Origin of the sequence: Marixanthomonas spongiae, from assembly GCF_003095375.1 — a bacterium.
GTDB lineage: Bacteria > Bacteroidota > Bacteroidia > Flavobacteriales > Flavobacteriaceae > Marixanthomonas > Marixanthomonas spongiae.
Window position 1 is genome coordinate 195170 of sequence record NZ_QEHR01000006.1, and the last position, 12163, is coordinate 207332.

At 36.4% G+C, this 12163-nt stretch carries 9 protein-coding genes; 6 read left to right on the forward strand and 3 right to left on the reverse strand.

The annotated features are described in order from the left end of the window. Positions 1 to 120 precede the first annotated feature (120 nt). Entirely contained in the window at positions 121 to 489 is a 369-nt protein-coding gene (locus DDV96_RS10585; RefSeq protein WP_116694743.1) for a toxin-antitoxin system YwqK family antitoxin, read from the forward strand. Positions 490 to 597: 108 nt separating this feature from the next. Here the strand turns inward: DDV96_RS10585 and DDV96_RS10590 are convergent, their stop codons facing one another. Together DDV96_RS10590 and DDV96_RS10595 are read right to left on the reverse strand one after the other, a co-directional pair. Continuing rightward, complete coding sequence (locus tag DDV96_RS10590) at positions 598 to 2541, reverse strand: hypothetical protein (RefSeq protein WP_116694744.1); 1944 nt, start codon at positions 2539 to 2541, stop codon at positions 598 to 600. A gap of 30 nt (positions 2542 to 2571) precedes the next feature. Continuing rightward, positions 2572 to 5346 carry a TonB-dependent receptor gene (locus DDV96_RS10595; RefSeq protein WP_116694745.1) on the reverse strand — a complete coding sequence of 925 codons (2775 nt, stop codon included), beginning with the start codon at positions 5344 to 5346 and terminating at the stop codon, positions 2572 to 2574. Between the two features lie 175 nt (positions 5347 to 5521). On the opposite strand from DDV96_RS10595, the gene DDV96_RS10600 reads away from it, so the two are divergent. From DDV96_RS10600 to DDV96_RS10620, 5 genes are all read left to right on the forward strand, one after another. Further along, positions 5522 to 6862, forward strand: coding sequence for a deoxyguanosinetriphosphate triphosphohydrolase (locus DDV96_RS10600; RefSeq protein WP_116694843.1), 1341 nt, complete (start codon positions 5522 to 5524; stop codon positions 6860 to 6862). A gap of 200 nt (positions 6863 to 7062) precedes the next feature. Further along, positions 7063 to 7266, forward strand: a complete 204-nt coding sequence (locus tag DDV96_RS10605; RefSeq protein ID WP_116694746.1) for a helix-turn-helix transcriptional regulator — start codon at positions 7063 to 7065, stop codon at positions 7264 to 7266. Positions 7267 to 7271: 5 nt separating this feature from the next. Then, entirely contained in the window at positions 7272 to 8483 is a 1212-nt protein-coding gene (locus DDV96_RS10610; protein WP_116694747.1) for a DNA cytosine methyltransferase, read from the forward strand. Further along, positions 8480 to 9577 carry a DNA cytosine methyltransferase gene (locus DDV96_RS10615; protein WP_116694748.1) on the forward strand — a complete coding sequence of 366 codons (1098 nt, stop codon included), beginning with the start codon at positions 8480 to 8482 and terminating at the stop codon, positions 9575 to 9577. The genes DDV96_RS10610 and DDV96_RS10615 overlap by 4 nt, the downstream gene beginning before the upstream one ends. Beyond that, positions 9543 to 10535 carry an HNH endonuclease gene (locus DDV96_RS10620; RefSeq protein ID WP_165806004.1) on the forward strand — a complete coding sequence of 331 codons (993 nt, stop codon included), beginning with the start codon at positions 9543 to 9545 and terminating at the stop codon, positions 10533 to 10535. The genes DDV96_RS10615 and DDV96_RS10620 overlap by 35 nt, the downstream gene beginning before the upstream one ends. Before the next feature lie 460 nt (positions 10536 to 10995). Here the strand turns inward: DDV96_RS10620 and DDV96_RS10625 are convergent, their stop codons facing one another. Beyond that, complete coding sequence (locus DDV96_RS10625) at positions 10996 to 12051, reverse strand: IS110 family RNA-guided transposase (protein WP_116694750.1); 1056 nt, start codon at positions 12049 to 12051, stop codon at positions 10996 to 10998. Positions 12052 to 12163 lie beyond the last annotated feature (112 nt).

The following is a 12163-nucleotide window of genomic DNA, read 5'->3' on the forward strand; positions in this document are numbered from 1 at the left end:
AATATGTAAATTGCTGAAAACAAGATATTTATAGTTTTAATGTAAATTTAATGTTACGTAAACATTTAATTAATGTAAATTTAGTTGTATATTTGGTAAACAGAACTTAAAAAAAATATTATGAAAAATATAATCACACTTTTAGCTTTAATAGCAATAGTAGGAATTGGTACTGCACAAGAAGTAAAGAAAAATAAATATGTGCTAACAGGATTAGATGGAAATGTTATTGAAGCAACGTTATATCACGACAATGGTGTAGTGGCACAAACAGGTTTTTATACATTAGATAATAAATTACAGGGAGAGTGGATTAGCTATGACACGAATGGAAATAAAACTGCCATTGCTAATTATGACAACGGAAGAAAAGTAGGTTCTTGGATGTTCTTTCAAGGGGAATCCATAAAAGAGGTTACGTATTCTAATTCTAGGATAGCAAAAGTAAATACTTGGGAAGTAACAGATACACGTGTAGTTTCCAACTAGTTTTTATATAAAGTATTATTAATAAAGAGGCTGTATTCAAATGAATACAGCCTCTTTTGCTAACAATAAATTACAAATAATAAGTTATTTTATCTGTCTTCTTTTAAATTATAATCTTGCATTAATCCAAGTCCATCCCGAGATGTCTACAGCAGTGCCGTTGAATACATCATCATCAGGAGTAGTTAACGGTACACCATCAACTATTATATTACTAACAGGACCATCGTCCTTCATGTCTACATTTGTAGTGTGCCCGCTAAGTAGTACGTTGTTCATAGTAGCACCAGATTCTTTTTTAAACTGAAGTGCAATACCAGGATTAGATGAGATTGCTGTAAAGTTTTCGATAGTAGGATTTCCATTGTCACCATCAGCCTCGATAGCAGTTGAGAAACCTTCTATTTCGTGAAGTACATAGGTGTTTGTCAATAAACCATTCCATCCTTCGGTCCAGTCAACTGAATCATCTTCATTATTTTCAAGATACAAATTGTTTGCACCTACAGTACCACCAAAGAATTCAACACCATCATCAGCCCCATTTAATACTGCAACATTGTTTATTGAAGTTTCTGAACCCACAGCATATAACGAAACTCCGTTGTATTGAGACTCTGAATTAATTTGAGCTCCTGTACCTAAAATTACTAAGTAATCAACGTTACCAGAATCATCTGCGGGGTTTGATCCTCCATAAATAAATCCACCTACTTCAGCCGTTGCATCAATCCCCGCAGTTGTAGGAGCATCACCACAAATGGTCAATCCACCCCAGTCTCCCGGTTGTGCATTTTGTGAAGACATTACCACTGGATTATTAGCTGTACCATTTATTTTAATTGAACCTCCTTTTAAAACAGCAAGATATATTTCTGTACCAGCATCACGAGCCGTAATTTTAGTTCCAGCTGGGATAATTAATTCACCTCCTGCTTGAACCCGAAGTGCACTATTTAATAAATATCTTTCGGTTGGGTCTAATGTTACACTTCCTGTGATATCTCCCTCTAATATTGTATAAGCAGCACCAGTTTGATTAGAGTTTACCCAATCAAAAAGAGCTACATCCACTGTCGGAGCAGCTACATATGAAAGGCTTGGATTAGCAACCTCTCCATCAATAATTACATTTTCTAATGGTCCATTGTCTTTCATGTCAATAGAGACTTCATACCCTGTTAATGAAAGCCCAGTTATAGTTGCACCAGATTCTTTTTTAAATTGAAGTGCAGTCCCTCCTGTAGAAGAAACAGCTGTAAAGTTTATCAATTTTGGGTTGTTATTATCTCCGTCTGCTTCAACAGCAGTGGAAAAACCATCAATAGTATGAAGTACATAAGTATTAGTCACTGTTCCATTCCAACCTTCAGTCCAATCAACAGCGTCATCTTCGTTGTTTTCTAGGTAAAGGTTTTCAACAGAAACAGTTCCTCCAAAAAACTCAACCCCATCATCAGCACCATTAATAATGGCTACGTTTTTAATAGTTGTACCAGAACCAACAGAATATAGGGTTAAACCATTGTATTGAGATTCAGAGTTAATTTGAGCTCCGGCTCCTTCAATAATTAGATAATTGATATTTCCTGAACTGTCACTATCATTAGTACCCCCATACACAAGTTGGCTAACCTCAGCAGTTGTATCTACACCTGCAGTAGTAGTTGCTTCTCCTAAAAGTACAAGACCTCCCCAATCTCCTGGGGTTCCGTCTTCCGATTTCATTATTACAGGAAGTGAAGCAGAACCATTGATATCTATTTGAGCACCTTGTTCTACTGCAATAAAGTTATTCGTTCCTCTTTTAGAAACAATTACAGTTCCTGCAGGAATAGTTAACTTATTACCAGATTTTACTGTAAAAGTTCCATCAAGTATATATTCTTGAGAAGGATCTAGTACTCTGTCTGATTCCAAATCTCCTGTTAGGTTAGAGTCTTCTACTGGATCGTCGTCACTTGATACAAAGTCATCATCACTACTACAGCTCGTCGCTATTAGTAAACTTAATACGGCAAAATAACTTGCCATTAATTTCATCTTTTTCATGTTAGTTTAAATTAAATTACACATTGATTGTTAAAAAATATATTTAAGGTTTAATCCTAATTGCACTCCACGAGTATAAGAGAGGACTGTTTTTTCTGATTCAATTCCTGTAGTACTCGGTCGTACTAATTGGGTTCTTTTTATTTCTGGGTTTAGTAAATTTTTTCCTGAAAGTCCTACTCTCCAATGTTCACCAAACTCTTTGTTTATAATTAAATCAAGCGTCACAAAACCATTTTCTACTATGGCATCATTGTAGTTTATATCACTTGAGGTTTGTATTTCGGGAGCTCCTAGAGCATATATACGGTCTGAAGCATAATTTCCAGTTAATGTTGCTTCAAATGGATTTTCAGTATTTGTGTCAAAATTTAAAGATCCGTTTACAATCCAATCTGAAGCTCCTTGTAAATCTGTTTCGGTAAGGCCTTTGTATCTAAAGGTTCTTATAAATGTTCCGTTTTCGTCAAAGACTTCTTTCAAGTCTTGTTTATGCCACATTCTTGAGGCATTTACACTTAGCTTCAAATTTGGGTTTTCATCTCCGTCTATTACGAGAACACGACCTTCCACTTCTAAACCATATACTTCGGCTTCGTTTCCAGAATTGAAGTAGGAGAAAACCCCTGCAGATCCTCTATCCTGAACTTTGTTAATTGGATCTTCAATTTTTTTGTAAAAACCAGTAACAGATAGCAGTTCGTCTCTTGAAGGGAAAAACTCCCATTTCAAGTCATAATTATAATTGTTTGATGCTTCAATATCTGGGTTACCTCTGGTTACTTGGCCAACAGGTGATACATATTCAAAAGGAGCTATTTCTTTAAACTCAGGTAAGGTAGTAGTATAACTGTTTGCAAATCGGATGCTTTGTTTTTCATTGATAGCATACTTTAAATTGAATGAAGGGTACAAACGACGGTAATCTTTATTTGTTGAACTTGTTCTCCCCGGGAAGTTGTTAACATCAAAATCTACATCAATATCATCTTTTTGAAACCGTAAACCTCCTTGTATGGTAAATTTGCCTGTAGTTCCCACAAAATCAAAATATCCTGCGATAGATTGTAGTGTGCCTTCGTACAAATCAGGTTGAAGCTCATTCACTTTCAAAAGTCCATTGGTAAAGTTTTCTTGAGTAAATATTTCTGAAATTTGATCAATAGACTCTGGGTTAATAGCATTTGTAAATGCTTCCTCAACACCAAAAAACTGTGAACCAAAGTCACGCGTTTTCTTTCTGAAGTTTCCACCCACATTTATATGAAGTAAGTTGCTTTCTTCATCTATAATTTTAAAAACATCGTTAAGACGTCCATTATATTCTACATCTTCAATTTTCTGAATACTTTTACGCTGCTGAAAACCACCATTTCTCCCTAATTGTACTAGATTATCATTAAAGTTTACTTCGTTTCTAATACGGTTGGGTTCATCGGCACTTAAAAAGTTATATCCAGCCCCCCAAGTAAGTGTATTATTTTCAGATAGATTATGATCTCCAGTTAATTGCGTAACAGAAAGCAATGTCTTTTTAAGGTTTTGATCCCTGATAAATTGGAATAACCCCTCTGAAGGATCTGTTTCTTCAAAAATAGTTGCAGTTCCAGCTCTCCCTCCTTCAAAAACCTGGTCTTCAATTTTATTGATTACAAGCGTATTAAATTTTATATCGTTATTGTCGTTCGCTCTAAAACGAACACTCAATAAACCTGAAGTAGCAATTTCTTTTTTCCACGTAATCGCATCAGGAATAGTATCATCTATAAAGTTTGAACGGTATTGTCTAAAAACGCCATTTCTATATTCAAAATCTGAAGATTGACCAGCGGTAAATAACACGCGTATTCTGTCGCCTATTTTGGATCCAGCTGTAAAAGAATATGATCTGTTGATTGGAACATCTACTTTTTCCGGACTCCAGGTTTGCTGGGTTAGAGCGTCTTTTGTATTAAAATCTTTTGAATAAAAACCAGCGGTTACATCATTATTATTTGGGGAAACTTTAAAATTATTAAAGACACCATCGCTTACCACGTTTGTATTAACTGAAGAGCTTGCGCTAACGGCATACTCACTACTTCCACTTAGTTCTTTCGAAGTAATATCGATGTTTCCAGAAGCTTGATCTGCAGATATCCTTGGAGAAGTAGTTTTACTCACAGATACACTCTGAATTAAACGAGTAGGAAAGAGTTCTAGATTGATATTTTTACGTTCAATATCATCTGAAGGAATAGGCAATCCATTCAGCGTAGTATATAAATAGCGATCTCCAAGACCACGTACAAATACATCGCCGGTGCCATCAGTTTTGTTTACCCCTGAAATTTTGGTAGTCGCCGATGAAACATCTGAAACCCCCATTTTCGACATCTGTTCTGCGCCAATACTCTCTTTAATTTCAACTGCTTTTTTCTGTTCAAGCAGTAAAGCAACTTCACTTTCACGACGTATAGTAGTTTTAATAACCACTTCATCCAATGCCGCTGCACTAGCGCCAAGTGGTACATTAATTGTGGTCACCTTATTTCCTTCTACCGTAACATCGTTGATTTCTACGGTTTCATACCCCACAAAGCTATACACCAGTGTGTAAGTTCCAGGAACTACATTTTTTAACTCATAAAGACCGTCAAAATCTGACGTAGTCCCTTTTTCTGAATTTTTTATTAAAACGTTAGCAAAAGGCAGTGGTTCATTATTATAGTCTTTGTCAGTAAGTTTTCCTACGATAGAACCCGTGTTTTGGGCAGATACCAAAGTTGTTAATGCAATTGCTAAAAGTGTGAAAAATTTCTTCATTCCTTAATTTAAATTTCTTGCCGCAAAGAAACCTACACATTGTAAAGATGGTGTTAAGTGGGTATTACTAATATGTCATAAGAAGGTTACTTTAACGTTAACTGCTTAACATTGCCTTTTCACTTGGCGTGGTTTGTTCAAAATAGTATCTTGCATGTAAAATTTCAGTCTTATGATGCAATGGGAAAAACTGCTCTCGCTTAAACGACAAGGCGATACCAATAAACGATTACGGATAGAACAAGATGAAACCCGCTTAGGTTTCGAAGTAGATTACGACCGAGTTATATTTTCTTCTGCTTTTAGAAGCTTACAGGATAAAACCCAAGTCATTCCACTTTCTCAAACCTCTTTTGTTCATACGCGTTTAACCCATAGTCTTGAAGTTTCAGTAGTAGGTCGCTCATTAGGGAGACAAGTAGGCAAGGCTCTTCTTGAAAAATACCCACAGCTACAAAAAACACATGGCTATCAGTTTAACGATTTTGGTGCTATTGTGGCAGCAGCAGCTTTAGCACACGATATTGGAAATCCACCTTTTGGGCATAGTGGTGAAAAAGCAATAGGCGATTATTTTTTAAATGGAAAAGGGAAGCGTTTTAAAGAAAAATTAACCCCAAAACAATACCAAGACTTAGTCGATTTTGAAGGAAATGCCAATGGGTTTAAAATTTTAACCGAAACCAAAAACGGTGTGGAAGGTGGCTTGCGTTTGTCTTACGCTACACTAGGTGCGTTTACAAAATATCCAAAAGAATCGCTACCAAAGAAACCTACCAACCATATAGCCGATAAAAAGTATGGTGTTTTTCAATCGGAAACTGCTTTTTTTGATGAGGTTGCTGAAGAATTAGGGTTGCTGGAACGAGGAGCTGACGAAAACCTAAGCTACTGCCGTCACCCCTTAGCATATTTGGTGGAAGCGGCAGATGACATATGTTATACCATTATCGATTTTGAAGATGGCATCAACCTCGGTTTGATCGAGGAAGAATTTGCGTTGGAATATTTAATCAATCTGGTAAAAAACACCATAAACACTGAAAAATACCATAACTTAAAGCAAAGTCCCGATCGGTTGGCGTATTTGCGTTCGTTGGCCATCAACACCTTGATAACCGAAGCAGTTGAAGTATTTCTGAAACACGAGGAAGAAATTTTAAAAGGGGAGTTTAGTCAATCCTTGTTGGAAAAAAGCCGCTACCAAGCCCAGATAAACGATATCCTGCGTATTAGCATCGAAAAAATATACCAAAGTAAGGAAGTGGTGGAGAAAGAAATAGCGGGTTACAAAGTTTTGGAAACCTTGATAGACACGTTTACAACTTCGGTTGAAAATGTGCTGCGCGGTGAAGAACGCCATTACGACCGCCTGATTTTAAAAAACTTTACGGAAACTATTTCTGATAAAGAATCGCTTTACAGAGCCATTTTAGCCGCGTGTCATTATGTGTCACGGTTAACCGATGGCAAGTCGCTGCAGTTGTTTGAGCGGGTGCGTGGGGATTTTAAGTAGATGGGGTTGTTTTTATATATTTGTTGTACACAAGCTCTGAAAGCCAACCGCACAGCCAAGCACATTTCATTTTTTTCGTGCCTCAAAAAATAAAAAGAGCTTGCCTTTTCCCAACGCTTAAGATTGTTGATAAATATTTAGCTCATTAAGTGAGATAATAAGATATCACTGTATATTTGAGAAATAGAAAACATTCTGAAATGAATCGAATTAAAGAAGTTTTAGAAGAAAAAGGTATAAAGCAAACTTGGCTTGCTGAAAAATTAGGAAAAAGTTACAATATGGTCAACTCCTATGTTCAAAACAGAAGACAACCAAGTATTGAAGATTTATACAAAATTGGAGAGATTTTAAATATTGAAGCTAAAGATTTGCTTGTAGCATCTTTAGAAAAAAAGAACTAAGATATATGCTTGCAACTTACAAGTTAGAGAGAGAATTTTTATCATTATTAGAAGAGCCTCAATTGAGGTTGTTTGAAAGCGAATTCAAAATAAAAAAAGATGAGTTTCTAGGAATTAAATTTGACAAACGTGGTTACACAGTCAATGATAAAATTGAACAAATCCTTGATAGTAAAATTCAAACTATTGGGTTCTTTTCAGGAGCAGGAGGTTTAGACATAGGTTCTCAATTAGCAGGAAGTAAAGTAATTTCTAGTTTAGATTTTGATAAAGACAGTGTAGCTACAATGAAGAGAAACAAATACTTTTCACATTCATCACATTTCCATAGAGATATTAAAGAGATGAGTGCTTTAGATTATTCTAAAATAATTAAAGAGAATAATCCAGAAAAATTAATTTTAGTTGGAGGTCCACCTTGTCAACCTTTTTCGAAAGCTGGCTATTGGGTTACTCATAAAAACAGACTAGGAAGTGAAGACCCAAGAAATATGATTGGTAATTATTTACGAATGATTGATGAATTGAGTCCAGACGGTTTTATTCTAGAAAATGTTGAAAGTTTACTCCATCCTAAAAACAAACAAGCTGTACAAGATTTAGAAGAAGCTATAGACAAGTTAGGATACAAATACATTATTTATAGAGCCAACTCTCTCGATTTTGGTGTACCTCAAAAAAGAAAAAGAGTTTTCTTTATCGCATCCAAAAGTGGTATTTCAGGAGAACCTATAAAAACACACGGTACAGAAAAAGAAATAATTCTAAATACTAATTTAAAACCACACGAACGCGTAATTGATTGGATTGGTAAATTTGATAAAGACCAATACTTCGAACCCGAAGAATTAACTACAGGGAAAACTTATGACGAAGAATTAAAACAAATTCCTCCTGGTAAAAACTATTTTGCATTAACAGAACGAGACGGACATCCAAATCCAAAATTTGAGGCGAACAAAAGATTTTGGAGTTTCCTGTTAAAATTACATCCTAACCTACCTTCTTGGACTATTGCAGCTCAACCTGGTCCTTGGGTTGGTCCTTTTCATTGGAACAATAGAAGATTAAGAGTTCCTGAAATAGCTGCATTACAAACCTTTCCTGAAGATTATCATTTTGTTGGAACAAGGCGTTCTATTCAAAAACAAATTGGAAATGCTGTTCCTTCTTTCTTAGGAGAAGCAATTGTTAAACATTTAATCTCTAACATATGACAAAACCAAAAATTGTAAGTATTTTTTCAGGTGTAGGAGGTATTGATTTTGGTTTTGAAAAAGCTGGTTTTCAAACCATTTTTGCATCTGACATTTGGGAGAGAGCTTGTGAATCGTTAAAAATGAACTTCAAAGATTGTGAAGTAGTTTGCAATGATGTTGTAAATGTAGACTTCAAGAGTATAAGAGCAAAACATAAAGAAATTGATGGTTTAGTTGGAGGTCCTCCTTGCCCTCCTTTCTCTAAATCTAGATTTTACAGAACTGAAAAAGATAGAGGTATTGATGATGTTGATGGCTTCACAACAGTTTCAAATTATTTTCGTGCTGTGGAAGAACTACAGCCAAAGTTTTTTTTCTTTGAAAACGTTCACGGCTTTGTATTTAAACCTCATAAAGCAGCTTTAGAATTGGTTGAAGCAGAAAGTGAGAGATTGGGTTATAAGATTTTTCACAGAGTTGTTAATGCAGCTGATTATGGAGTAGCACAAACTCGTCAAAGATTTATTTGTATTGGAGTAAAGAAAGAAATGGAAGACTTTAAATATCCTGAACCTTCACACTCCGACCCTAAAAAAAATGTAAAAGGTACATTGCCTTGGGTAACTTGTGGAGACATCTTAAATGATATAGATTTTGACTTGCCAGAAGATGAAAAAATGCAAGCTGGATCAAAACATAAAGATCTTTTAAAATTAGTTCCACCAGGCGACAATTATTTATTTTTCACAGAAGAAAGAGGTCATCCAAACCCAATTTTTAAGTGGCGTTCACGCTATTGGTCATTTTTATTGAAATTATCCCCAAATAGACCTTCTTGGACAATTCAAGCAAGTCATTCTAACAATATGGGACCATTCCATTGGAAAAATAGATTTTTGAGAATTAAAGAAATTAAACGCATTCAATCATTTGAAGACGAACATATTTTTTTAGGCAGTTACCGTGAACAATGGAGACAAGTAGGAAATGCTGTACCACCAAAACTGGCTTATGCTTTTGCACAACAAATAAAACAACAATATTTTATAAATAATGAGTACAAGGAAGACCAAAAACTTGACGAAATCAGATTTGAGGTATCTGTTGATTGATAGCCTTAAAACATATTCTGATAACGTTTACTACATTGATGGAAATAATCCATATAGATTTTCTCTAAATAAAAAGACAACTTACATATTGATAAGAAACGTCCACGAATCTGGAAAAGGAAGGAGTAACCCAGATGAATGTCGATTCCAAGTTTCTAATTCAATTGGACTAGTTAAGGCTCTAAAATCAAGAGTCAATGTTATTGTTCTGGGCTTTTTTGCAGATGAAAATGTTTTTACAGCGTGGGATCCACTAGTCTTCAATAACAGATTTGATTCTGATTTTATGGATACATCAGTAAAAAAATCTAGGTCAGTTTATTCTAGATTTTCGGTTCAAGAATCTGCAAACCAAAATAAGATTGCAAATTACGTTGATGATAACAACCAATCAATAATTTCGTTCAAACCTGAATATTTAGGTCTTTATCTTGAAAATATAGATAATATCCATAATCTGGATGAATCTGAATTGCATAAACTAATTGAATTTTCAGACAACGAAAATGTTGAGGATTTTGCAGGCTCTATTTCTCTGGGAAATGAGCAATTAGTAGTAACACACACCCGATTTAAGCGAGACCCTAATTTCAGAAGAAAAGTTTATGAAGCTTATAATAACAAATGTGCAATGTGTGGAATACAGTTAGAGTTAATTGAAGCTGCCCATATTGTGCCACACTCACACGAAGTTGGAACTGATGACATCTCTAATGGCTTAGGCTTGTGCTCATTACATCATACCGCATATGACAAGTCCTTAATCTATTTTGACCATAACTTTACTATTAAAGTTAACAAGAACAAAATGAAATACTTGGAAAAAATGGGGCTCGATGGCGGATTTAGAAAATTTGAGGAATTGGCTTTTGAAAAATTGCAATTACCGCAAAACCATATTTTAAAACCGAATACCGAAAACATATCGATAGCAAATCAAATTAGAGGAATTAATTAATCCAACACGATGGTCAAGCACATTTATTTTTTTGCCAACACCTAAATCCAACGCTAAAAAAATAAAAGAGCTTTCACGCCAACGCTCACTTCGGAACTAACCGAAAACCTTGGAAAACCAAACAGAACGTGGAAAGCCAGTGTACAACAATGCATCCTATGAAAAGCACTAATCCTGTTCTTCAAAAATAATATTTTTATTTTAATTATTTCATAATGATGGTTTTGGGGTGTTGGAATGTTGATAACTCCGAAGGATTATCAATATTTCAATACCATATAACTTGCTCCGCATCCTATATGTGATCGGCCTTATGGGTCGTCACCAGCATCTGTATGATTATAAGTTATAATTAACCCGGCCACTTGCTATAAAAGTGTGGTCCGACCTTGTGGCGGCCACCTACGTTGTTTTGTGGTACAGGTAAATCTACTTCTTTGTGAGCTTTGTTATTTGTTTATCATTCTATCACCCCTATTGCATAAGGGGTTTCTGTTTTTATCACTGCCAAGGTCCTGCTCAATAGTTTGCGGGCCACTTTGACGATTATTGATTTTACGTTCTTTCCCAGGTGCTTGCGGTAATAGGCCTGCATTACCGGGTCTGTCCTGATGGCCTGCCAAGAGGCTTCTATAAAATAACTGCGCATCAACCGGTGCGCGCGCACCGTTATCCCGGTGCTCCGTTGATTGTCCCCACTTTGATGGATGCCCGGTGCCAACCCAACATAGCCCGCTAAATGTTTTATGTTATTGAAACGCCTTAGATCGCCCAGTTCGCAGATAACCCCACAGGCTACTATCCCACCAATCCCTGGAATACTTCTCAGTAAGTAATAATCTTTTTTGTAATGCCTGCGGCAGTAGGCACGCATCTTTGTGGAGACATCCCGCAGTTCTTGGTCTATGAACCTAAAACTGCGCATCCTGCTGTCCAATGTCTCACGGGCCGAAGGGTATGCAAAGGTTACTTCGTCGACCCAATCACGGAACTTATGGCTCCAATGGTCATTGTCAAACTCCTCGGGAATGGCGATCCCGAAATAGAGCAACTGCATCTTTATATAGCTCTTCACGCGCCTAAAGTCCTTGACAAGGTCATTGCGCCTCCTGAAAAGGCTCCGCAACTGTTCACGTTCCACATCTGGGACGTGGATGCCCGCGAGCCTGCCGTCTTTTAATTCCCTGCTTATCAACTGGGCGTCGATATTATCGGTCTTGGTGTATTTCTCTTTTCCCTTTCGGTGGATATCGGCAGGGTTGACCACCAGGGAACGCCAACCATAACCCTCAAAACTACGGTGGGGGTAATATCCGCAACAACCAGCCTCATAGGCTGTGGCCACTTCGTGACCGGAAAAATGTTTATGGACATATTCGCGTAAGAGTTCAGGTTTGGGCGGCATGGTAAAGGATTTGCCTGAGAACAGGTCGGTGGAACAGTGAATCTTCCAGCTTCGCTTGTGGATGTCGATGCCAATGTATAACTTTGGTTGGGCAGTGGGTGCAGTTTTCATATCTTATTGTTTTGGTGAACTTTAAAGATACTGGATCTACTGCTTTTTCATCGATGCTAAAAATAATAGCGGTTTAATAGCTAAAACGAAAGTAAGTAAATATAAAAAAGGT